Here is a 24,197-nt window from a genome sequence, read left to right as displayed (position 1 = left end):
TTTACCTTGATTATCTAAAATAACAAACGAGCAGAATAACGTATGAAAAGTGGAACAGAGAGGTTGAATGTACTGATTATCCTGATTGCTATGTGTTTTCCATCCGCCATTGCATTAGCTGATGAAGGAGCACATAAAAACGCATCGGGGGATATGACGGATTCCGTATCCTATTCACGTCGTTTAATCCATCGGTTAGGTTTCGACGTGCGGCCGACTTATATTTTCCCTACCAATTCTTTCCTGAAAGGAGAGAATACGGAAATGGAACCCATCCGGCGGTCTGTCTCTGCACATTTAAAATACTCGTTCCAATACTATCCGAACAGTTACACAGACCGGATTTACAGAGGCTCCTACCAAGGTATCGGATTATCGGGATACTCGTTCCAGAATAAGGAAGAACTGGGAAATCCGATAGCTGTCTACGTTTTCCAGGGAGCCCGCATCAAACGATTCAATCCACGTTTGTCACTCAATTATGAATGGAACTTTGGCGCATCTTTCGGCTGGAAACCTTTCGATGAAGTTGAAAACCGGTACAATAAGGTGATAGGTTCGAAAATCAATGCTTATATCAATACGAATTTCTATCTGGACTATATCCTTTCAAAAGAAATAGACCTGACAGCCGGAGTCGATTTGACGCATTTCTCGAATGGTAACACAAGATTCCCGAATGCCGGACTGAACACGATCGGATTAAAAATCGGATTAGTATATAACTTCAACAGGAAGGATGAATGTCTTTCCCGTCCCTTATTCCAACCTCCTGTTCCCCGCTTTCCCCGTCATATCAGTTATGATGTGGTCTTATTCGGTTCCTGGCGGCGGAAAGGTGTTTATGTAGGAGAAGGACAAATTGCCGCCCCCGGTGCTTTTGCAGTAGCGGGATTCAATATAAACCCGATGTACAACTTCGGATATAACTTCCGCGCCGGAGTATCATTGGATGGCGTTTATGATGAGAGCGCCAATATTTATGCCGACGAATATTCTTCGTCCGACCGCTTCTACAGGCCGCCTCTCAGCTACCAAATGGCGTTGGGACTTTCTGCCCGGGCAGAATATGTCATGCCTTATTTCACAGTCGGAATAGGATTGGGAGGAAATGTCATACATCGTGGCGGTGACCTGAAAGGTTTATACCAGGTACTGGCCCTCAAAGTAGAAGTTACCCGCAGTTCGTTTATCCACGTAGGATATAACCTGCAAAATTTCCATACTCCCAATTACTTAATGCTGGGTATCGGATACCGGTTCCATAATAAATATCCGACATTCCACAGGTAAACCTACTTTCCTGTAATGATCTTCCGTATCTCGCTTAGCTTGTTCAACGCATCGATAGGTGTCAGGTTGTTTACGTCGAGATTCTTGATCTCATCGCGAACCTGGCTTAATACGGGGTCGTCCAATTGGAAGAAACTCAACTGGAAGCCTTCGGCAGCAGCGGCAATCTCCTTGACTGGTTTCGCTTTTACCTTACCTTTAGCTTTCTCCTTGCAATCGATTCCCTCCTGGCGGTTATCCGTTTCCAGTTGTTTCAGGATTTCGTTGGAACGTTTCACGATACTTTTCGGCATACCGGCCATCTTGGCTACATGGATACCGAAACTATGTTCGCTACCTCCGGGAACCAGTTTACGCAGGAATATTACCTTATTTGAAACCTCTTTCACCGAAACATTGTAGTTTTTGATGCGTTTGAAAGAACGTTCCATCTCATTCAATTCATGATAATGAGTGGCAAAAAGCGTCTTTGCACGGGCATTCGGATGCTCATGGATATATTCAACGATCGCCCAGGCAATCGAGATACCATCGTAAGTACTTGTTCCGCGGCCCAACTCATCGAAAAGAACCAGACTGCGCGAAGACATGTTGTTCAGGATATTCGATGCTTCGTTCATCTCTACCATAAAAGTAGACTCACCGACAGAGATATTATCGGAAGCTCCTACACGGGTAAATATCTTGTCTACCATACCGATACGGGCAGACTCAGCCGGCACAAAACAACCTATCTGCGCCATCAGGGTAATTAATGCCGTCTGACGTAACAACGCTGATTTACCCGCCATATTCGGACCGGTAATAATAATAATCTGCTGCTTCTCACTATCCAGATACACATCATTGGCAATATAAGCCTCCCCCAACGGCAACTGTTTTTCGATCACCGGATGACGACCAGACTTGATGTCGATTACATCCGAATCATCCACATTCGGACGGATATAGCGGTTACATTCCGCCACTTTAGCAAACGACAACAGACAATCCAGACGACCTATCAGATTGGCATTCACCTGAATAGGTGGTATAAATTCTGCCAGACAGGTAACCAATTCAGTAAACAGGCGATTTTCGAGGGCAAGAATCTTTTCTTCCGCTCCTAATATCTTTTCTTCGTATTCTTTCAGTTCTTCCGTAATATAACGCTCGGCGTTTACCAACGTCTGTTTGCGTATCCATTCGGCGGGAACTTTGTCTTTATGCGCATTACGCACTTCGATATAATAACCGAATACATTATTGAAAGCAATCTTCAAACTCGGAATACCCGTTTTCTCACTTTCCCGCTGCTGCACCTGCAACAAATAATCCTTACCGGAATAGGCAATGGCACGCAATTCGTCCAGTTCCGCATTGATACCTTTGGCTATCACACCTCCTTTATTCAGCAAAGCGGGCGGGTCGTTATTGATTTCTTTCTCGATACGGTCACGTATTTCGGTACAGGCATTCAACTGCTCACCGACACGGGAAAGGCTCGGTTCGTCGCTGGCCATACAGGCTTCCTTTATAGGTTCGATTGCCCGGAGAGCAACTTTCAGTTGCACCACTTCCCGGGGAGAAACACGGCCTACCGCTACCTTTGAAATAATACGTTCCAGATCACCGATCTGTTCGATTTGTTCATCCAGTATCTCCTTCACCTCCGGATGACGGAAGAAATAATCTACGACATTCTGCCGTTCCTGAATAGGTTTCACATCTTTCAACGGGAAAAGTACCCAACGCCGCAACATACGTGAACCCATCGGAGAAACCGTCTTGTCGATTACGTCCAGCAGGCTGGTTCCTTCGTCATTCATCGTACCGACCAGTTCCAGACTGCGCACGGTGAACTTATCCAGGCGCACATAACGGTCTTCTTCAATACGTGACAATGCTGTAATATGCGAAATATGTGTATGTTGTGTCTGATCCAGATAATAAAGGATTGCTCCCGATGCGACGACGCCCAGTTTCAGATGTTCTACTCCGAAACCTTTGAGATTCTTTGTTTCGAAATGTTTCAACAGACGGTCGTTGGCGGCATCGGCCGAGAATACCCAGTCTTCCATTTCAAAGGTAAAGAAACGGGGACCGAAGGCTTCTTCGAAACGTTTCTTATTATTACGCTCGATCAGAACTTCCTTCGGAGAGAAGTTATTGAGTAGTTTGTCGATATAGTCGATTGTTCCCTCAGCAGTCAGAAACTCACCGGTGGAAATATCCAGCAGGGAAATTCCACAAACATCCTTACCGAAATGAATGGCGGCAAGGAAATTATTCTCTTTATGATTCAGGATATTATCGTTGATAGAGACACCCGGTGTAACCAACTCCGTCACTCCGCGTTTCACCAGCTTCTTAGTCATCTTCGGGTCTTCCAGCTGGTCGCAGATAGCAACACGTTTACCGGCACGGACCAGCTTGGGAAGATAAGTATCGAGGGCATGATGCGGAAATCCGGCCATTTCAATAAACTGGCCCGGCCCGTTGGCTTTTTTTGTTTGTACGATTCCCAGTATCTCGGCACCAATCACGGCGTCTTCGCCATACATTTCGTAAAAGTCTCCTACACGGAACAGAAGTACAGCATCCGGATGTTTCGCCTTTATATCGAAATACTGCTTCATCAATGGGGTTTCAACGATCTTTGCCACGGGATATATCTTTTATCATTTTATTTACAACCGCACAAAGGTACAAATTTTTATGAGAGAAAAATAACCTCTTCTTGTATCAGCTTCTTTATTAATTAGAAAACTTTCCTACACTTTTTAAATAAAAAATATAACTTTGCCAGCATGTCTGACAAGAAACATCTTAGAATCATGAAAAAAACTTTATTACTCGCTTCCGGCTTTATGCTGATTGTTCCTTTTGTACAAGCACAAAAGAACAAAGACAAAAAACCGAACATCGTATTTATTTTAGCAGATGACCTGGGATACGGTGACCTGAGCTGCTACGGACAGGAAAAGTTTGAAACTCCGAACATCGACCAACTGGCGCAAAACGGTATGCGTTTCACCCAGTGCTATTCGGGAACGACTGTCAGTGCCCCTTCCCGCTCCTGCCTGTTGACCGGTACACACAGCGGACATACTCCTGTTCGGGGAAACAAAGAACTCAACCCGGAAGGACAATTCCCGTTGCCGGAAGGTACCCGCACCATCTTCCATGTAATGCAGGATGCAGGATATAAGACTTCTGCCTTCGGTAAATGGGGATTGGGTTATATCGGTACTTCGGGCGATCCTAAAAACCAGGGTTGTGAAACATTCTACGGATATAACTGCCAGTTGCTGGCACATAGTTACTATCCCGACCACCTGTGGGATAACGACCAACGAGTGGAACTAAAAGATAATGTATTGGAAGTTCAATACGGAAAAGGTACTTATTCGCAGGATCTTATCCATTCAAAAGCACTCGATTATCTGGATAACCTCAAGGAAGACGAACCTTTCTTTATGTGGTATCCGACTATCCTGCCGCATGCCGAACTGATCGTACCGGAAGACAGTATTATTAAGAAATTCCGTGGCATGTATCCCGAAAAGGCTTACAAAGGAACAGAACCGGGCAGTCCGGCTTTCCGCAAAGGCGGTTATTGCACACAGCTTCATCCGCACGCTACATTTGCTGCTATGATATATCGTCTGGACGTATATGTGGGACAGATTGTTCAGAAGCTGAAAGATAAAGGTTTATACGATAATACAATCATTATTTTCGCCAGCGACAACGGTCCGCACATGGAAGGTGGCGCTGATCCTGATTTCTTCAACAGCAACGGTATGTACCGTGGCTACAAACGTGACTTATATGAAGGCGGTATCCGCGTGCCGATGATTATCTCATGGCCGGGACATATCCAACCGGGAACAGAAACAAACTTTATGTGTTCTTTCTGGGATGTATTGCCTACATTCGAAGAAATCATCAGCCCGAAAGCCAAACAGAAAGAGATGGATGGCGTAAGCATGTTGCCATTGCTTCAAAACCGTAAAGGTCAGAAAGAACATGAATTCCTGTATTTCGAATTTCAGGAAATGAACGGTCGTCAGGCTGTCCGTCAAGGTCCGTGGAAACTGGTTCACATGAACATCCGTGGCGATAAGCCTTATTATGAGCTTTACAACTTAGCAGCCGATCCTTCGGAAAGACATAACATCCTGGATAAATATCCTGAAAAAGTAGCCGAACTGAAAGAAATCATGGTTCGTGAACACATCGAAGACCCGAACTGGCCGTTGCTGAAAAAGTAAAACCATTGAAAATAGGGGATGTCCGACTTTTGGACATCCCTTCTACTTCTATTATATATTTACTTTTTTACCAACTTATGGCTGCTTCTTCCTTCCACAGTCTGTACTTCCATCACATAAATACCTGCCGGATATCCACTATAAGAAAGCGTAACGGTTGAGTTATTGCTTCCCGGCTGCTTTTTTAACAGGCGGCCGTTCATATCATACAAAGCAACTTCCAGAATAGCTACAGGAGAAGTTACATAAGCTGTACCATCCACATAGGAGACAGAAACATTCATATCCGAAGATATTTCTTCCGTCGAAGTCGGGTCGGCAGCCACCAGAATCTCGCCGGTCGTATTACCACCGCCTCTTACCCATTTCCATTCGCTGCCGTCACTGCTCTTATAAAGCAAACGGATACGATCACCCGGAGCGATTGCTTTGGTAATCGTACAAGGTATCTCCTGCCCCACTCCGCGTTCTATCTCGATAGTGACAGGTTCTTCGCTGGAAATAAATTCTTTGGTATTTCCATTCTTATCCACAAGGGCTGCAACAAGGTTACCGGTGAAATCACGGATACTCATATTTCCTACATAACCGTATTGAAGACCGAAAAGCTGGTTCTGTTCGAAATCGTCAGTCGTAGCAGACAGACCATTGAATACAGTACCCTCATTTTCACCATAGAAAAACACCAGTACGTCCTGATAGGTCGAACCTTCCACCGGCTTCATCATGCTGATAATGGCATTCTGGTCGAGGGAGAAACCACCGCCGCTATTGCCACCTGTTCCCTGTTCTTCGGGTTCGAGAACCGATAGCAGGTAATAACCGTTCGCCAGTCCGCTCCAACCCCAGTTCACATGATAATAATCGGATGTATTGTATCCGTCGATAATAAACTGATGGCCTTCGTTCTGATCATTTTCACCACCATAGATGACAGGGCGATTATCATCCAATTCACCTTTGATGATAGACTCCCACTCAGCCGTCTGATAGTTTTCACGTTGCAATACATGAAGAGACTTATCGTATTTCATATAATTGACAAGGCCCTGGGCTGCTGTAATTGTCAGCGCACCACTGTTTCCGGGCGCGTAATTCATTTCCGACATAACACCGACATCATACATCAGAGTGGCTACATTCTGCGCCTGCTGGGTAGTGTACTGCCCGGCAGTATAAGTAGAAGGCATATTATCCCATTGGTAAGGCGTATTGAAAGTAGCGGAAAGAGATAAGCCATACGTCTGTGAAGTATAGGAATGACTGCCCTGTCCTACATCCGGCCATTTATGGTATTGCATGGCAATAGCAGTGGAAGTCGCCACGCAACCGGTCGGAGTACGCTGGCTGTTTACCACCGGGCAAAGATTATTATAAGGCGTCATCTGGTCCCACAACACAGTCGTCAGTAATACACCATCCGAACTCAGTTGCATAGTGCCCTGCCGCAACTGATTCCAGGCGGCAGTTATCTCTTTACCGGCTACCGTTTTATTTCCGCGCATCCAGTTAATCTGACGCTGATAACTATCAAACCATGAACGCAGGTTAACCGGCATGGAATCTTTCCGGAACGGTTCCTGCATACCATATCCCAGAATAGGATAAACAACGTCATCACCGGCAACGACCACAAAACCGTTATCATCGCCCTGATTAAACACATAAAAAGTAGCATCCTGCGAACCGGCATCCGATTTGGTAGCGACTCCGCCATCCGACCAGACTAACGTCAGTTTCGTAAGCGAGGATTTGGTCTGCGGACGATTGCTTTTCAGAAAACTGAGCGCAACGCTCCGGGCCTGTTCCACATCGACAGGGGCAGCGCTTATCGACATTGTCAACAAGGCAACCAGGAAAACAATAGTACATCTTCTCATTACTTGTAATTTTTATAGTTTAAATTTAGCTTGCTTGTCAGAGGTCGGGTTAAAGGCATTAATGGCGTTTCAAATTTATTGTCATTCAATAACAAAGAGGATGGAAAGAAGGTTCAATTTCCTCCATAGGGAACTGTAATTTCCCAGGCAGGAAACACGTGTTTCCTATGGAAGAAACTAGAGTTTCCTGCTAAGGAAATTGTGACGGGGTAGAATGAGGCAAATAAGTATCCGCCGAAGCAGGCTCATTTTGTACGAGTCTTCGTTCAAAAAGAACGATAAACCCGGACCGAAGATTCGTTATGTGAAGTAAAACTAAATAAAATAACTAACTTTGTGGCTTTAAACTGAAAACGATAAAAAACGATTAGATATTATGGAGTACAATTTCAGAGAAATCGAGAAAAAATGGCAAGAATATTGGATTGCCAACGGGGTTTATAAAGTGAAAGAAAATAAGGATAAACCCAAATACTACGTGTTGGATATGTTCCCTTACCCATCCGGTGCAGGACTACATGTAGGTCATCCACTCGGTTACATCGCTTCTGACATTTATTCCCGTTTCAAACGGTTACAGGGTTTCAACGTATTACACCCGATGGGATACGATGCTTACGGCTTGCCGGCAGAACAATATGCCATCCAGACCGGACAGCATCCCGAAGTAACTACCAAACAAAATATCGCCCGTTATCGTGAGCAGATGGATAAAATAGGTTTCAGCTACGACTGGAGTCGTGAAATCCGTACCTGCGACTCGGAATATTATCACTGGACACAATGGGCATTCATCAAAATGTTCAACAGCTACTATTGCAACGATGAAAAGAAAGCACTTCCTATCGAAAGCCTGATTGAAGCCTTTGAAACCGTAGGTACTGAAGGTCTGAACGTTGCCTGTGGCGAAGAATTAAGTTTCACCGCCGCTGAATGGAAAGCTAAAAGTGACAAAGAAAAACAAGAAATATTACTGAACTACCGTATCGCTTATCTGGGTGATACAATGGTTAACTGGTGTTCCGAACTGGGAACCGTACTGGCAAATGATGAAGTTGTAAACGGCGTTTCCGAACGTGGAGGCTTCCCGGTAGAACAAAAAATGATGCGTCAGTGGTGTCTGCGTGTATCTGCTTACGCCCAGCGTTTACTGGACGGACTGGATACCATCGACTGGACGGATTCATTGAAAGAAACACAACGTAACTGGATAGGCCGAAGCGAAGGTGCCGAAGTCAATTTCAAGGTAAAAGACAGCGACCTGGAATTTACCATCTTCACTACCCGTGCCGATACGATGTTCGGTGTTACTTTCATGGTACTGGCTCCCGAAAGCGAACTGGTTGAGAAATTAACAACTCCGGAACAAAAACAAGAAGTAGACGCTTATCTGGACCGTACCAAAAAACGTACAGAACGTGAACGTATTGCCGACCGCCAGGTAACAGGTGTGTTCAGCGGTTCATACGCAATCAATCCGTTTACCGGAGATGCAGTGCCTGTATGGATTAGCGATTATGTGCTGGCCGGTTACGGTACAGGAGCCATCATGGCTGTTCCGGCTCACGATAGCCGTGACTATGCTTTCGCAAAACATTTCAACTTGCCTATCATCCCGTTGATTGAAGGTTGCGACGTTAGCGAAGAAAGTTTCGATGCCAAGGAAGGTATCGTCTGCAACTCACCGAGACCGGACGTTACTCCTTATTGCGAATTGTCACTGAATGGATTAACCGTTAAAGAAGCTATTGCCGCCACCAAGAAATTTGTAGCAGAACATAAGTTAGGACGTGTAAAAATAAATTACCGTCTGCGTGATGCTATCTTCAGCCGTCAGCGTTATTGGGGCGAACCGTTCCCCGTATATTATGATGCGGACGGAATGCCTCAGATGTTACCGTTTGAAGCATTGCCTTTACAATTACCGGAAGTAGACAAATTCCTACCGACTGCCACAGGCGAACCTCCATTGGGACATGCAACCAAATGGGCCTGGGATTCGGTTAATAAAGAAGTAGTTGAAACCTCCAAGATAGATAATAAAACAATCTTCCCGCTGGAACTTTGTACGATGCCCGGTTTTGCCGGTTCTTCCGCTTATTACCTGCGTTATATGGACCCTCATAACGACAAAGGTCTGGTAGATAAACAGGTAAATGATTACTGGAAAAACGTAGACCTGTATATCGGTGGTACGGAACATGCTACCGGTCACCTGATTTATAGTCGTTTCTGGAACAAGTTCCTGTATGATATGGAAGTTATCTGCGAGAATGAACCGTTCCAGAAGTTAATTAACCAGGGTATGATTCAGGGACGTTCAAACTTCGTATACCGTATCAAAGATACCAATACATTTGTCTCTCTGAACCTGAAAGACCAGTACGAAGTTACTCCTATCCACGTAGATGTAAACATTGTATACAACGATATCCTGGATGTCGAAGCGTTCAAAAACTGGCGTCCGGAATATAAGAATGCTGAATTTATCCTGGAAGACGGCAAATATATCTGCGGATGGGCTGTTGAAAAGATGTCAAAATCTATGTTCAACGTAGTAAACCCGGATATGATTGTTGAGAAATACGGTGCAGATACATTACGTTTGTATGAAATGTTCTTAGGCCCGTTGGAACAATCCAAACCTTGGGATACAAACGGTATAGACGGTGTTCATCGTTTCCTGAAAAAGCTATGGGCTTTATTCTACGGAAATACCGACAACCTTCAGATAATCGATGCCGAACCGACAGCTGAGGAATTAAAGTCATTACATAAACTGATTAAGAAAGTAACATTCGATATCGAGCATTTCTCTTATAATACTTCTATCAGTGCTTTCATGATCTGTGTCAATGAATTAAGCAGCTTGAAATGTAACAAACGTGCCATCCTGGAGCAACTGGTTATCCTGCTTGCCCCGTTTGCACCTCATACGGCAGAAGAGTTATGGCACGAATGCGGTCATACGACTACGGTTTGCGATGCTCAATGGCCCCAGCACAACGAAGAGTATCTGAAAGAAAAGTCAGTTACCTACGCTATCTCATTCAACGGAAAAGCCCGTTTCAGTATGGAACTTCCGGCTGACATGCCCCGTGAAGAGGTTGAAAAGGCAGCTCTCAGCCATGAAAGTTCCGCTAAGTGGACGGAAGGCAAAACACCTAAAAAGGTTATTGTCGTTCCGGGTAAGATTGTTAATATCGTTATCTGATGAAAGCTGCTCAGTTTTATAAAATTTATTTTTCAATACAGGATTATCTGATGATTCTGTTCGGGACCTTATTATATGGTTTCGGATTCAATGCATTTATCCTGTCGAATGAAATTGTTACCGGTGGCGTCAGTGGTATCTGTGCGCTGATATTCTTCGCCACAGGCGGCGCCATACCGGTATCGGTTTCATACTTTGTTATCAATGTAGTCTTACTACTGGCCGCACTTAAAATATTAGGTTTTAAGTTCCTGATAAAAACCATATTCGGAGTATTCTCCCTTTCCGCTTCCCTTTCATTTTTTGAATGGCTGCTAAAAGGAAACCCGATTCTGCACGACCAGCCGTTTATGGCTATCATGATTGGTGCCCTCCTTTGCGGAGCCGGACTCGGACTGGTCTTTTCTGCAAACGGAAGTACGGGAGGTACCGATATTATCGGAGCTATCGTGAATAAATACAAGAACATATCCATCGGACGTGCCTTGTTATTCTGCGATTTCTTCATTATCAGTTCTTCTTTCTTCCTCTTCCATAATGTGGATAAGATCGTGTTTGGTTTCGTAGAAATGATAATCAGCAACTATGTCCTCGACATGGTATTGAATGGTAACCGTCAATCGGTGCAATTCCTCATCTTCTCACAGAAATACGATGAAATAGCCGAACGAATCATTCATGACCTGGACCGTGGATGTACCATCCTGGACGGTGTCGGAGGTTATTCCCGCAAACCGGTCAAAGTTGTCGTATTATTAGCTAAGAAATCAGAATCAGTATCCATTTTCCGTCTGGTAAAACAGATAGACCATCAGGCATTCATCTCGCAAAGTATTGTCCGGGGAGTTTACGGAGAAGGATTTGACCAGATAAAAACATAAAAGATTCATTCAAACAATTAAAAGCACTTCCATACGTTATATATCGTACAGAAGTGCTTTTTTATTTAGACATTTACAGATATGAAACTCGTATTCGCAACAAATAACCAACATAAGTTGGATGAAGTACAAAAAATAACAGCCGGTCATACAGAAATAGTAAGCCTGGCTGCCATCGATTGTCATGATGACATACCGGAAACAGCCGATACCCTGGAAGGTAATGCACTCCAGAAAGCTCGTTACATTAAAGATAAATTCGGTTACGACTGCTTTGCCGACGATACCGGCCTCGAAGTAGAAGCGCTGAACAATGCTCCCGGTGTATATTCTGCCCGCTATGCCGGTCCCGGACATGATTCGGAAGCCAATATGAAAAAACTTCTCCGGGAAATGGAAGGGATGGAAAACCGCAAAGCCCGTTTCCGTACCGTTATAGCACTTATTCTGGATGGAAAGGAATATCTGTTCGAAGGCATAGTAAACGGTCAGATAACAAAGGATAAACGCGGAACAAGCGGATTCGGATACGACCCTATCTTTATGCCGGACAATCATACGGAGACATTTGCCGAAATGGGTAATGATATAAAGAATACAATCAGCCACCGGGCTGAAGCTGTAAAAAAATTAAGTGCTTTTTTATCTACATTATCAGAATAAATTATGAGAAGAATTGTATATACTCTTTTACTTTGTACGATAATATCCAATCTGATAGCTCAAAAAAGTGTTGGAGAATGGAGTACTTATCTGGCCTATTATACAACAACTCAAATTGCCGAAGGTAATAATCATGTATATGCCGTAGCTGATGGTTCTCTTTATAGTTATAATAAAGAAGACAACAGTATTACTCATTATTCCAAACAAACAGGATTAAGTGATAACGACATAAACTTCATCAGCTTCAATCCGGAAGTAAATACATTATTAATTACTTATAGTAATGGGAATATAGATCTGTTAGGTGATTTTGGTATTTATAATCTATCATATTTACTTGATAACTCAGGCATAACAGACAAAACCATTAACAATATATATCTTTATAAAGAAATCGCTTATATATCTACTAATTTCGGAATTATAGCTTTGAATATGGATAAAAAAGAAATTAAAGATACATATAAGTTAAACAGAAACATTTATTCCGTAGCCATAAATGGAAATTATATTTATGCTGCTACTTTGAATGGATTATTATATGCCTCACTGGATAGTAATTTATTGGATTATAATGAATGGGAACCCTACTCCTTATCTTCATTAGAATTAAATTCAAGTAGTATCAGACAAATATGTTTCTTTCAGGATAATCTTTGTTTATTTGCTAATAAAAAAGGAATTTACTATCAAGAACCAGACGGAAAAATAAAAAGTTTATTGAAAAATGAGAACTTAAAAAATATGGTTCTTCAAAATAACAAACTAATGTTTTATACTAATTCTGAATTATATATATATAATTCTTTATCAAGCTCTAACAGAGATGTTGTCAATGTTGGTATTATTGAAAATGTCACCTCTCTCAAAGATCCCAATACTTTTTGGATAGCTTCAGGTATAAATGGCATAAAAGGTATAGAAAAGAAAAATAACATATACGAAGTTATCTTAGAAAAGACAAATAATGATACCGAATATCCTAAGCGAAACTTCAACTATTTCATGACAATATATGAAAATAAATTAATGATTGTCGGAGGAGGACGCTGGACTGATCGTTTTGGAAGGCTTGGTACATTTATGGAGTATGAAAATGGAAAATGGTATAATTTCAATGAAGCAGAGGTATACAAAAAATCACCATATTTCCGAGATTATACAGGAGTAGCAGTAGATCCGAAAAATCCGAATCATTATTTTATTTCATCTTATGGAGAAGGTATAGTCGAATTGAACAATAAAGAAGTTATACAAGTATATAATAATACAGATAATAATTTGGATCCTGTTCCAGGTATTAGTGCAGATCCTTCTAATTATATACGTATCGGTGGAATTACTTTTGATAAAAATGGTAATTTATGGATAACAAATTGTGAAGTTCCTGATGTTCTTAAAGTATTGAAAGCTGATGGAACATGGGTTCGTTTCAATTTTAGCACACAAAAATTCACATCTGTTCCTATGGCTGACAAAATTACGATAACAACAGACAACAGAAAATGGATCAATGTCCCTTATGGAGATAAATCGGGTATTTTCATATTTGATGACAATGGTACGATAGACGATACGAGTGATGACAAATCTCGCTTTATCCCTACATTTACTGATGGAAACGGAACTATTGATGCCAATGGTTATTTTTGTATCACTGAAGATAAAAACAGACAAATTTGGATTGGAACCAATAGAGGTCCTATCATTGCAACAAATTCAACAGACATAAATAACATAACCGCTACTCGTATCATTCGCTCAAACAATGAAAACGGAGATCCTTATTATTTTCTCGATGGCGAACAAATCAATGCAATCGCTGTCGATGGAGGAAACCGTAAATGGATAGCAACAGAAAATTCAGGTATTTTTCTAGTAAGTGAAGATGGTATGGAAACAATTACCAATTTCACAACCACTAACTCTCCACTTCCTTCCAATAAAATAAATTCTTTAACTATCAATCAATTAACAGGAGAAGTATTTATCGGTACCGATAAAGGATTGGTTTCCTATATGGGAGATGCCACAGAAGGCAGTGAAAATTATTCAGATATATATGCTTATCCAAATCCTGTTCGTCCGGAACATAATGATCATGTGACCATTGTCGGACTAATGAATGATTCTAACGTAAAGATAACAGATCTGAAAGGTAATATCATTTATCAAGGTAAATCTACCGGCGGTACATTTACATGGGATTGCCGGAAAAAAGGAGGTGGTCGTATTGCTACTGGAATTTATTTGGTATTATCTGCAACACCGGAAGCCAAAGAAAACGTAGTAACCAAAATTATGGTAGTGAAATAATTATCTGGTTCGTAATTTTTTTGGCACCTCTGTCGTTTGGATGAATCGCATCATAGAAGTCAGATGCTTCCAGTAAATTATAACAATTGATGTAAGGAATATATCCAAACTCATCTATAAAAGACTGAAAAGCTTTTTGCTTTTCAGTCTTTTTTGCGGATATAATATCAGGATTATAAGGCATTATTACCAAAATATATTGAATGCCTTTCTTTTTAAATAAATTATAAGATTCCTCTATTAATTGCTTATACTCGATAGTTATTTCAAAATTCTCAAAAATATTCTGCTTATTCTGTTCTGCCAGATCACGTTCGTAAACCGTTTCATTCCTATAAGAAGTCTGTGATGTTGGATAATGAAGCTCATTATCTATAGAACTTTCAGGAGCATCATCATCCAGCAAATTACGGAGAAGAAAAGAAAAACCTGAAAATAAACAATTCTTAGCTTCATAATTATAATACCAATCAGATTTATTCAATTCATCATATAGTTTAGGTACTAATAATTTTGTCTGATTATCCATCTTATAACCATACATAAACAAAGCTACCTGATTAGGTATATTTATATCAATTGGCTGAGATAAATTATCTATATCGATACATTGAATAACGGTTTTTACTGAAACCGGCAAAGAAGTATAATACAAAGCACTTTCACCTAATCTTTGTCCCGTAGAAGTGAAACTGTAAACAACAGGATTACTATCTAAATTTTCTTGTAATAAATATCCATCTATTCCATTCATTCCCCTACTATTACCAAAAATAACTATATCCGGAGTTTGGGTAGTATCTTTTATAGTATTTATTATAAGTTTAGTACGAGCATAGTCATTAGGTAATAGTCGGAAAAAATAAGGAGTTATCTGATTTAATCCTATCATTAAAACTATCAAAAACAATAGAAAAAATAATATTTTATAAATCTGCTTTCCGGTTAGTTCCATAAGATTCTAAAATTGGAAATAAATAAAATTAGATGAATCTGCTCCAAAAAAATAGATAGAGAAAAGTATCCCGGCATAAATGGAATATCTGACAAATGAACTTTGTATATTCCGTATATCCAGTCCGAAAGGCTTCTCTCTGTTTATCCATTCTACTACTAATAAAAGAATAATAAATACTAATGACAACATAGCTGTCACATTATTTGCACCACTTACTTTCGGTATTTTCAACAACGAATCTGAAAAAATATCCGCAATATAATTAAATGCCATAGAAAGCGTTTCGGCTCTGAATATAATCCATCCCAATGTCACAAATCCAAAAGTTATCAACATGGAAATAACAGAACGAATCATATTCGAATCAGGCAGTTTGTTCTTATCCATCAACAACAGAGGAATGAATAAAAGGCCATGGTAGATACCCCACGTCACAAACGTCCAGTTCGCTCCATGCCATAAACCACTCAACAGAAATATTACCAAAATATTACGTATATGTTTATATTCTCCTTCCCTGCTTCCTCCCAATGGAATGTATACATAATCAACAAACCATGTATTCAATGAAATATGCCATCTACGCCAAAAGTCTATAATATTTCTTGAGAAATAGGGATAATTAAAATTCTGTTTTAAAGTAATGCCAAATAATTTAGCTGTACCAATAGCAATATCTGAATAACCGGAAAAATCACCGTATATCTGGAAGGCAAATAAAACAGCCCCCAAAACTAATGTACTTCCCGAATAATTAGTATAATTACTAAATATATCGTTTACGACTAATGCACAGTTATCGGCAATCACCATCTTTTTAAAAAATCCCCATAAGATCTGCCGCATGCCATTCACAGCATTCTCGTAAGTAAAAAAACGAGGTTTATAGAATTGTACCAATAAATTAGTAGCTCTTTCAATAGGACCGGCTACTAATTGAGGAAAAAAGCTCACAAAGGCAAAAAAAGCTACTATATCCTTGGTAGGTTTCAATCTCCTTCTGTATACATCTATTGTATAACTCAGTGCCTGAAATGTATAGAAGCTGATACCAACCGGTAAGATAATCTGTAAAGTAGTTTTATGTAAAGTAATACCCAGCAGGGAAAAAGCTTCAACAAAGTTATCAACAAAAAAATTAAAATACTTGAAGAAACCAAGAATAGCTAAATTCAGAAATATATTTATTCCTGTTATCCATTTACACCTTTTTTGTACAAACGAAGTATCTTCTGAGACTGAATTATTATCTTCCCGTATTTTATCAATCGCAATACCGCTTAACCAACTACAAAAAGAAGTAAATGCAATCAATACAAGAAAACGCCAGTCCCACCATCCATAAAACAGATAACTTACAATTACGATAAACAAGTTTTGCAGTTTTATCTTCCTGTTAAAAACAAACCAATATAATAAAAAGACAATCGGAAGATATATTAAAAACTCTATTGAATTAAATAGCATATAATTCTGTTCTATGAATGATGGGACAGTAATATAACATTATAAACCTAACTTCTCAGATATCTCCAACATCTTCCGAATCGGTTTAATAGCTTTTTTCTGCACTTCTTCGTCTACAAATATTTCCGGCATCTCATACTTCAGGCAGTTATAGAGCTTCTCCATCGTATTCAAACGCATGAAATTACATTCGTTACAAGCACAGGTACTATCGTTTGGCGGAGCCGGGATAAACTCCTTTTCCGGACTCTTTTTCCGCATTTCGTGAATGACGCCGCTTTCCGTCGCTACAATAAACTGTTTCTTGTCCGACTTGATAGTGTGCTTCAAAAGTGCCGCAGTCGAACCTACGAAGTCGGAAACCTGTATAACGGGCTGTTTGCATTCCGGGTGGGTGATTACTTCTGCATCCGGATACTGTTTCTTCAATTCCAATATCTTTTCCAGTGAAAATTGTTCATGTACATGGCAGGCACCATCCCACAGCAACATATTACGTCCGGTAATACTGTTGATATAATTACCCAGGTTACGGTCCGGGCCGAAAATCATATTCGTTCCTTCCGGGAAACTTTCAACAATCTGACGGGCATTCGTGGAAGTTACCACCACATCTGTCACCGCTTTCACAGCAGCAGTTGTATTCACATAAGAAATAACCACATGATCCGGATGCTGTTTTACAAATTCAGCAAACTCCGGAGCCGGACAACTGTCTGCCAGCGAACAGCCTGCATTCAGGTCGGGAACCAGTACCTTCTTATCCGGACAAAGAATCTTCGCCGTTTCACCCATGAAATGAACACCGCAAAGAACAATGATATCCGCCGTTGTTTTAGCCGCCCACTGAGCCAGTGCCAGGCTGTCTCCTACATAATCTGCTATATCCTGTATATCTCCTGTCTGATAATAATGAGCGAGGATAACCGCATTTTTCTCTTTACGCAACTTATCGATGGCCTCCTTCAGATTTATATCTTTGGGAACCGGTGCGTCCATATATCCGATCGATTGATTTGTCAACATAGTATATCTATTATATTATTCCTGATTTCAATAGCCTATCAACAAGGTTATCACCAGTCTTTATTATTGATATTCTTACTATTAGTATAGTTATTAACTTCTTGTTGATAATTTGCAAAGGTAAAAACTTTATTCATTCCCGCCGAAAAACAAAAGCAAAACTTAGCTATCCGATGACAAAAAAGGTATAAATTATTTACCTTATTCTATAGGGGCGAGCAGAGAGTTTGTCACACCTCATTATCAAACGATTACCCTTAAAAACGATTACAACCAGGGGTAAAAACATACTACATTTGCCCTTGAGTTTGTCACCGTTAACATTTAAATACATTCAATAGAAGTAGCTTATTATCATCCCGATGATGTTGAAATGCCATCCCGGTGTTGATGCCGCCTCACCGGGACGACAATATTCAAAGCTAATAGCTTTTATCATTAAAGCCTATTGCTTTTACGCTTAAAGTCTATTACCTTTGACCTTAGTCATAGCTATCCGGATAATAATACGAAGGTTTTAATTCAATGTTATTGACCGGATCCGGGGGTATTCACAGTTAGTCCCTTCGGGACATTCGCTGTCACTATTCTTAATCCGATGACAGGAGTTAATGACATAAGGTTTCATCAACCATTAGTTATCCACAATCATATATTATATTCTTATTAATCTTTAATTTTAAATTTAAATATGATGAATATGATATCCTGTTGAAACAGTTAATACATTTATCTTACAATATTTGTTTGGAGAGTTATTAAAGTATATGAACCGGTTATCAAGAGGATACTAACATGAATAATGATATTTTAATTGCTGTATATCTTTATATTACGTACTTTATTAGTTTTATGTTGATAACTGGTTGTGTGTAAAAGTTTATATCTCCGGATGGTTGTTGAAACGTGTATAACCCTTGTTAATAGCTCGTAATAAATAATGGGTTATAATTGTTGCATAATTAAAACAAGGGGGTGTATAACGGAGATTCTGAATAATGCAAGAACTTTTTTTCATTTTGTGTTCACTACTTATCAATACCTTTTCAACGGCATATCCACATTAATTCGCTACTTTTGCAACCAAAGAAAATAGCTATGCGTAAACTGAAGATAACAGAAATGAACCGCCTCACGCCGGAGGCTTTCAAGGAAAGTAAAAAGATACCTTTAATTGTTGTACTTGACCATATTAGGAGCCTGAACAATGTCGGTTCCGTTTTTCGTACTTCCGATGCGTTCCGGGTAGAGGCTATTTATTTATGTGGCATTACAGCCTGTCCTCCTCATGCAGAGATTCACAAGACGGCTTTAGGGGCGGAAGAAACGGTCGACTGGAAATATTTTAAAGATACACACGAGGCTGTTGATAACCTGAAACAACAAGGGTATGTCGTATGTGCCATTGAACAGGCAGAGGGAAGCGTGATGTTAGATAAGTTGTTGTTAGACAGGAATAAAAAATACGCTATTGTTATGGGAAATGAAGTAAAAGGTGTTCAACAATCCGTTGTTGATAACTGTGATATGTGTATTGAAATACCTCAGTACGGGACAAAACATTCATTGAATGTGTCGGTAACGACCGGGATTGTTATCTGGGATTTCTTTAAACAGTTGTCAGAGTAATCCTCTTTCCACCAGGATAACGACACGTTCCGTCATGGCATCTTTTCCTTTCGGGTCGTATTCGGATTTCAGGCTGGCTCCGAACATACCGGCAAACAGGTTCCAGAAGCCGGCCCTGAAACTACCCAGATAGGCTTTCAACAGGTTATAACTTGATTGGTTACATTCCCTGTCTATCAGTTTGATAAGTAATTTGCCTTGCGAGAAAGTCAGTTTTTTCAACTCCGGTTTATATTCTTTGAACAAGTCTTTTTCCATCCGCTTCAGATGAGCCTGGCGGGCTTTGTCATCGGGAAGGGTTTCCATATATTCGTATGTTTCTATTAATGTTTCGTAGACCATCTTGGCATAAGGTAACGTACGTTTGACGTCGCGGACCAGTTTGTTATACTTTTGTTCTTCCCGTTTGTTTTTAAAACGAACTTGCGGAAAGACAAAGACTTCCTGCAAGTTAACAACGGCAATGGTATCTTTCCCGTCGACATACGCTCTTTGTACACCTTCGGGAAGTGTATTTATTTTCAGTTTCTGCGCCTGGCTTCCAACTGCACAGAATAGAAATAAAATCAGGATTTTATACCATCTCTTCTTTATCATCGTTTACAAAAGTAGGTGATTTAGCAATAGCCTGTACCGGTTTTACAGAATTTGACTAATTATATGGAAATGATAATTTAGTTGTTAATAAGTTGTCAAGTCAATAAGAATCATTATATTTGCTCCGATTCTGATAATGACAAAACGGTATGACTATGAACATTGAATAGTATTTTGCATTAAAAGAGCGTTTATTTATTAACAACCAAAAATATCTTATCTATGAAACAATTGTTTTTATGCCTCCTGTTGGGGATTTCTCCCTGTTTGCATGCTGTTAATAACCTTCGTTTACCCGGTGTCCGTTGTATGGGAATGGGCGAGTGTGGTGTTGTGCAATCTGCACTTTTTAATCCTGCGGTAGTTGCTTTGGACAGCTATAAGTCTTTTGATATCAATTACTTTAATTATTACGGACTGAAAGAACTGGGGACGGTGGGAATGTCGGTCAGTTATCCGAACAACTTACTTTCTGCGGGTGTTAATATCTCTTCTTTCGGTTACGACCGATACCGGGAAAGTATGTTTCGTGTTTTCCTGGGAAAATCACTTACTGAAAAATGGACGGCCGGTATCAGTATTCAATATACATTTCTTCAGACCGAGCTGGTTGAAGAAAAGCCGCAATACTTGTCCGCCGATGTCGGTATCTTGTTTATTCCCGTTGAAAAGCTGTTGATTGGTATGTTGATACAGGATTTTCCATCTGTCAGCATTCAGAAAAAAGAGATTGATATAGAGTCTTTTATATCCTATTCATTGCAAATAGGTTTTCAATGGGAAGTAATTAACAACCTGTTGATAGCCGGAAATGCGGAGACGAATAAACAGACCGTATTAACAGGTTGCATCGGCATGGAATATCAGTTGCTTACTCATTTTTATGTACGCACCGGTATTAAGACAACCCCTCTCCTGCCTACCTTGGGAATAGGATACCGGTTATCGGGTTTTATTGTAGATGTGGCCGCTCTTTATCACCCGGTGTTGGGAATAAGTTCCGGTATTGGTTTGAAGTATTGTTTTTAACGGAATGATCACTATGAAAAGATTGTTGACAACTCTGTTGGTATACCTGTTTATAAATAGTTATAACCTTAATAGTCAGACTATATATTCTGTTGATAAGTGGATGGAATATATAGAAGAAATGGCTTCTGAAACGGAAGATGAAGCACAGATTGAAAACCTGTATTCGGACCTTTCCTATCTGTCGGAACACCCTTTTGAACTGAACAGTGTGACCGAAACTGAACTGAAACGCCTGCCTTTCCTGTCTGACCAACAAATAAATAGCCTGTTGGCTTATCGTGTGAAATATGGAAAGCTGGTCACTCTTTATGAACTGAAGAATGTGGAAGGAATGGATTTTTCAACGATTTCTTTATTGCTTCCGTTTGTTTATATCGGAGACATATCGGTTAATAAGCGGCCGTTTTCTGTTAAGAACATGTTGAAGTATGGTTCTAATGAATTGCAAATCAGATATGATAAGTGTTTTCAACAGAAAAAGGGATATTGTTCATATCCGGATAGTATCTTGCAGCAATATCCGAACCGGAAATATCTGGGGGAACCTTTCTATCATTCCCTGCGTTATTCGTATACTTTTGATGACAGGCTCCAATGGGGAATGGTAGCTGAAAAGGATGCCGGTGAACCGTTTTGGAATAACCATCATAAAGGCTATGATTTTTATTCGGTACACTTGTTTTTCAAAGATATGAATAAATGGTTGAAAACTTTGGCCATCGGTGATTATAAGGTTTCTTTCGGGCAAGGTCTGGTTATCAGTAATGATTTTACTCCCGGCCGCAGTTCGATAGTGGCACAGGCAGAAAGACGCAGCAATGGTTTCCGTCGTCACTTTTCAACAAATGAAAATGATTACTTTCGCGGAGTAGCTTCTACTTTAGTATTAAAACAGGTATATATCAGTTTGTTATATTCGTATAGAAAGTTAGATGCCGGTGTTGATAACTATGAAGTCAGTACATTTAAAACAGATGGTTTGCACCGGCTGGAGCGGGATTGGGAAAAGAAACATACGGTTCCTATGCAGACATACGGCGGAAATGTACACTATACGATTTCTAATTTTTCCATCGGGTTTACAGCTCTCTCCTACTCTTTCGGAAAATATCAGGTACAACCGGATCCGAAACCCTATAATCTTTTCTATTTCCGTGGAAACGATAATATCGACATAAGCGTTGATTACATGTTTAAAACAAAGAAAATAAAGTTTTACGGAGAAACAGCCATGTCCTCAAACAAGGCAGTTGCCACATTGAACGCCATCCGATTAACGCCTGTCTCCTATTTTTCTTTATTGTTGCTTCATCGTTATTATGACAAAAAGTATCAGGCTTTTTTCGGGAATGCTTTCGGACAGCATTCATCTGTACAGAACGAACAGGGTTTCTATACCGGGATGCAGTGGACGCCGTTTGCCCGTTTCAAATTGTCGGCGTATGCGGATTTGTTCCATTTCCCCTGGTTGAAATACGGTGTGGATGCTCCTTCTTCGGGACAGGAATATATGGTTCAGCTGGATTATAATTCGGGAAAGAACTTTACGACTTATTTACGTTATAAATACAGAAAGAAAGAAAAGAACCGGACATTGGAAAATGAATCGACATTGAGTATTCTGCCTTATTCCCAGCAGCGTATCAGACTGCAATTGCTTTACGGAATACAATCGACATGGGTGTTGAAAACATCGGCCGACGGTGTTTATTATGATGAAGGAAAAGGAAAACGAAGTCTCGGGTGGATGATTTCGCAAGGTGCAGGCTGGAAGCCGTCTTCTCTCCCATTCCAATCAGATATTTACCTGGCTTATTTTCATACGGACGATTATTACAGCCGTATCAATTCGTATGAGAAAAATATATTGTATGCTTTCAGTATGCCTTCGTTTTATGGGAAAGGAATCAGGTTGTCATTTTCTTTCCGATGGGATATACTAAAGAAACTTTCTCTTTCTGCTAAACTGGGACATAGTTATTATGCAGACCGCGACTTAATCGGTACGGATCAGGAAGAAATAAAAGGACATAATAAAACGGATATGTATATGCTTTTACGGTATAAGTTTTAGAATATATATTTACAATTCAATATCTAATTTATGCCTGATGGAATCCTTTAGTATTTTAGTAAACTTTTCAGCACCTTCTTCTGATAAATGATCGCCGTCTTTGAAATCGTTATCATTGAATCGGTCATCTTTTAGAAAGTTGAAATAAAATACATTTTCGTGATTATTATCCAGCTCTTTTGCGGTGGATAATAATTGGTCGAGTTGATGCTTATCCAGATGCTCATAATAACTATGCCAGGTTGGTGTAGTGACAAGAATTAATTGAATCTGTTTATCTTCACAGAACTGAATGATTTTGTGAAGATATTTCAGATTATCATCCAAATTTTTCCGGTTGTTTAATGTATGTCGTTTGGCTGCTTTTATACCATTTACTTCCAAATTATCTTTTGAAAATTTGTTTACTCTGAATCCTAAAGGAGAATATTGTGAAGTATCCTCTTTCAGATAGTCTTTTATTTTCTCATAAGTAATGCTGCTCGTTATTTCCACACTGTATTTATATTTTTCATATCCCATATAAATACCATAATATTTTAACCGGGATTTGTCCGTATTATCCATCTTGTCCTGAAGTGTACAATACGAAAAAGAAAGGATAACGCATTTTAAATTATTGTACATATTCTCATATTTAGTCAATACAAAATAGTCACGTTCCAAATCCTGTGAAGAATTTGCGAAATTGAAAGCGCTGTTGGTCAGGTATAAAGGATTGACTCCCGACATACAATGTGAATTACCCAATATGAGTGTATTCAGGCTATCTGCATGCTGTGACATCCACTCATTTTTATATTTGTAAGTGTTCGGTATTTGCCGGATAGCATATTCCAACAGGATGAACAGTATCAGGATAGGTATCAGGAAGATAATCAATCGTTTTATAAATTTCTTCATATCGT

The 24,197-nt window shown here is 40.0% G+C and carries 16 protein-coding genes; 9 read left to right on the top strand and 7 right to left on the bottom strand.

What is annotated here, in order from left to right; genetic code table 11:
- Positions 1 to 42: 42 nt before the first annotated feature.
- Positions 43 to 1,293 (top strand): acyloxyacyl hydrolase, encoded by a 1,251-nt coding sequence (locus tag DWW91_RS00500; RefSeq protein ID WP_010801178.1) that lies wholly within the window; start codon positions 43 to 45, stop codon positions 1,291 to 1,293.
- Between the two features lie 2 nt (positions 1,294 to 1,295).
- Here the strand turns inward: DWW91_RS00500 and mutS are convergent, their stop codons facing one another.
- Positions 1,296 to 3,911 (bottom strand): DNA mismatch repair protein MutS, encoded by a 2,616-nt coding sequence (gene mutS, locus DWW91_RS00495; protein ID WP_370449552.1) that lies wholly within the window; start codon positions 3,909 to 3,911, stop codon positions 1,296 to 1,298.
- Between the two features lie 198 nt (positions 3,912 to 4,109).
- Between mutS and DWW91_RS00490 the strand changes: the two genes are divergently transcribed.
- Positions 4,110 to 5,549 (top strand): arylsulfatase, encoded by a 1,440-nt coding sequence (locus DWW91_RS00490; protein WP_122326826.1) that lies wholly within the window; start codon positions 4,110 to 4,112, stop codon positions 5,547 to 5,549.
- A gap of 59 nt (positions 5,550 to 5,608) precedes the next feature.
- Here DWW91_RS00490 and DWW91_RS00485 read toward each other — a convergent pair whose 3' ends face one another.
- Entirely contained in the window at positions 5,609 to 7,429 is a 1,821-nt protein-coding gene (locus tag DWW91_RS00485) for a thiol protease/hemagglutinin PrtT (protein WP_122326633.1), read from the bottom strand.
- Positions 7,430 to 7,805: 376 nt separating this feature from the next.
- Here DWW91_RS00485 and leuS point away from each other — a divergent pair, with 376 nt between their 5' ends.
- The 4 genes from leuS (at position 7,806) to DWW91_RS00465 (ending at position 14,506) form a co-directional block, all read left to right on the top strand.
- Entirely contained in the window at positions 7,806 to 10,643 is a 2,838-nt protein-coding gene (gene leuS / locus DWW91_RS00480; protein ID WP_122326632.1) for a leucine--tRNA ligase, read from the top strand.
- The gene (locus DWW91_RS00475) at positions 10,643 to 11,524 is read left to right on the top strand and encodes a YitT family protein (protein ID WP_009860457.1); all 882 of its coding nucleotides are present in this window, start codon (positions 10,643 to 10,645) and stop codon (positions 11,522 to 11,524) included. Before leuS ends, DWW91_RS00475 begins: the two co-directional genes overlap by 1 nt.
- 81 nt (positions 11,525 to 11,605) lie before the next feature.
- On the top strand, positions 11,606 to 12,187 hold the full coding sequence (locus DWW91_RS00470) for a non-canonical purine NTP diphosphatase (protein ID WP_122326631.1): 582 nt from the start codon (positions 11,606 to 11,608) through the stop codon (positions 12,185 to 12,187).
- 3 nt (positions 12,188 to 12,190) lie between these two features.
- The gene (locus tag DWW91_RS00465; RefSeq protein ID WP_122326630.1) at positions 12,191 to 14,506 is read left to right on the top strand and encodes a two-component regulator propeller domain-containing protein; all 2,316 of its coding nucleotides are present in this window, start codon (positions 12,191 to 12,193) and stop codon (positions 14,504 to 14,506) included.
- On the opposite strand, the gene DWW91_RS00460 is transcribed toward DWW91_RS00465, so the two are convergent.
- The 3 genes from DWW91_RS00460 to nadA are packed head-to-tail and all read right to left on the bottom strand — an operon-like array spanning position 14,490 to position 17,957.
- Positions 14,490 to 15,461: a hypothetical protein gene (locus tag DWW91_RS00460; RefSeq protein ID WP_122326629.1), complete on the bottom strand. Its 972-nt coding sequence runs from the start codon at positions 15,459 to 15,461 to the stop codon at positions 14,490 to 14,492. The genes DWW91_RS00465 and DWW91_RS00460 overlap by 17 nt on opposite strands.
- Positions 15,462 to 15,467: 6 nt before the next feature.
- Positions 15,468 to 16,931 carry an MBOAT family protein gene (locus DWW91_RS00455; protein WP_122326628.1) on the bottom strand — a complete coding sequence of 488 codons (1,464 nt, stop codon included), beginning with the start codon at positions 16,929 to 16,931 and terminating at the stop codon, positions 15,468 to 15,470.
- A gap of 39 nt (positions 16,932 to 16,970) precedes the next feature.
- A complete protein-coding gene (gene nadA / locus DWW91_RS00450; RefSeq protein ID WP_122326627.1) occupies positions 16,971 to 17,957 on the bottom strand; it encodes a quinolinate synthase NadA in 987 nt (328 codons plus the stop codon).
- Between the two features lie 1,098 nt (positions 17,958 to 19,055).
- On the opposite strand from nadA, the gene DWW91_RS00445 reads away from it, so the two are divergent.
- Positions 19,056 to 19,586 carry an RNA methyltransferase gene (locus DWW91_RS00445; RefSeq protein ID WP_009860453.1) on the top strand — a complete coding sequence of 177 codons (531 nt, stop codon included), beginning with the start codon at positions 19,056 to 19,058 and terminating at the stop codon, positions 19,584 to 19,586.
- Here DWW91_RS00445 and DWW91_RS00440 read toward each other — a convergent pair.
- Positions 19,578 to 20,183, bottom strand: coding sequence for a DUF4294 domain-containing protein (locus DWW91_RS00440; protein WP_048314139.1), 606 nt, complete (start codon positions 20,181 to 20,183; stop codon positions 19,578 to 19,580). The two genes, DWW91_RS00445 and DWW91_RS00440, sit on opposite strands and share 9 nt — an antisense overlap.
- A 222-nt stretch (positions 20,184 to 20,405) precedes the next feature.
- Here DWW91_RS00440 and DWW91_RS00435 point away from each other — a divergent pair, with 222 nt between their 5' ends.
- Both DWW91_RS00435 and DWW91_RS00430 read left to right on the top strand, forming a co-directional pair.
- Positions 20,406 to 21,212 carry a hypothetical protein gene (locus DWW91_RS00435; RefSeq protein ID WP_122326626.1) on the top strand — a complete coding sequence of 269 codons (807 nt, stop codon included), beginning with the start codon at positions 20,406 to 20,408 and terminating at the stop codon, positions 21,210 to 21,212.
- Between the two features lie 13 nt (positions 21,213 to 21,225).
- Positions 21,226 to 23,289 (top strand): helix-hairpin-helix domain-containing protein, encoded by a 2,064-nt coding sequence (locus DWW91_RS00430; RefSeq protein ID WP_122326825.1) that lies wholly within the window; start codon positions 21,226 to 21,228, stop codon positions 23,287 to 23,289.
- A 9-nt stretch (positions 23,290 to 23,298) separates the two neighbouring features.
- Here the strand turns inward: DWW91_RS00430 and DWW91_RS00425 are convergent, their stop codons facing one another.
- Positions 23,299 to 24,192: an SGNH/GDSL hydrolase family protein gene (locus DWW91_RS00425; protein WP_122326625.1), complete on the bottom strand. Its 894-nt coding sequence runs from the start codon at positions 24,190 to 24,192 to the stop codon at positions 23,299 to 23,301.
- Positions 24,193 to 24,197 lie beyond the last annotated feature (5 nt).

It is taken from the genome of Parabacteroides sp. AF17-3 (assembly GCF_003635445.1).
GTDB lineage: Bacteria > Bacteroidota > Bacteroidia > Bacteroidales > Tannerellaceae > Parabacteroides > Parabacteroides goldsteinii.
This window is presented reverse-complemented; position numbering and strand designations above follow the sequence as displayed.

Bases quoted from the DNA above. Each gene is read 5' to 3' on its own strand.
- DWW91_RS00485 (WP_122326633.1), bottom strand. From the start codon at position 7,429: ATGAGAAGATGTACTATTGTTTTCCTGGTTGCCTTGTTGACAATGTCG.
- DWW91_RS00490 (WP_122326826.1), top strand. From the start codon at position 4,110: ATGAAAAAAACTTTATTACTCGCTTCCGGCTTTATGCTGATTGTTCCT.
- DWW91_RS00455 (WP_122326628.1), bottom strand. From the start codon at position 16,931: ATGCTATTTAATTCAATAGAGTTTTTAATATATCTTCCGATTGTCTTT.
- DWW91_RS00445 (WP_009860453.1), top strand. From the start codon at position 19,056: ATGCGTAAACTGAAGATAACAGAAATGAACCGCCTCACGCCGGAGGCT.
- leuS (WP_122326632.1), top strand. From the start codon at position 7,806: ATGGAGTACAATTTCAGAGAAATCGAGAAAAAATGGCAAGAATATTGG.
- DWW91_RS00430 (WP_122326825.1), top strand. From the start codon at position 21,226: ATGAAAAGATTGTTGACAACTCTGTTGGTATACCTGTTTATAAATAGT.
- DWW91_RS00440 (WP_048314139.1), bottom strand. From the start codon at position 20,183: ATGATAAAGAAGAGATGGTATAAAATCCTGATTTTATTTCTATTCTGT.
- DWW91_RS00475 (WP_009860457.1), top strand. From the start codon at position 10,643: ATGAAAGCTGCTCAGTTTTATAAAATTTATTTTTCAATACAGGATTAT.
- DWW91_RS00460 (WP_122326629.1), bottom strand. From the start codon at position 15,461: ATGGAACTAACCGGAAAGCAGATTTATAAAATATTATTTTTTCTATTG.
- DWW91_RS00465 (WP_122326630.1), top strand. From the start codon at position 12,191: ATGAGAAGAATTGTATATACTCTTTTACTTTGTACGATAATATCCAAT.
- DWW91_RS00500 (WP_010801178.1), top strand. From the start codon at position 43: ATGAAAAGTGGAACAGAGAGGTTGAATGTACTGATTATCCTGATTGCT.
- DWW91_RS00435 (WP_122326626.1), top strand. From the start codon at position 20,406: ATGAAACAATTGTTTTTATGCCTCCTGTTGGGGATTTCTCCCTGTTTG.
- mutS (WP_370449552.1), bottom strand. From the start codon at position 3,911: ATGAAGCAGTATTTCGATATAAAGGCGAAACATCCGGATGCTGTACTT.
- nadA (WP_122326627.1), bottom strand. From the start codon at position 17,957: ATGTTGACAAATCAATCGATCGGATATATGGACGCACCGGTTCCCAAA.
- DWW91_RS00425 (WP_122326625.1), bottom strand. From the start codon at position 24,192: ATGAAGAAATTTATAAAACGATTGATTATCTTCCTGATACCTATCCTG.
- DWW91_RS00470 (WP_122326631.1), top strand. From the start codon at position 11,606: ATGAAACTCGTATTCGCAACAAATAACCAACATAAGTTGGATGAAGTA.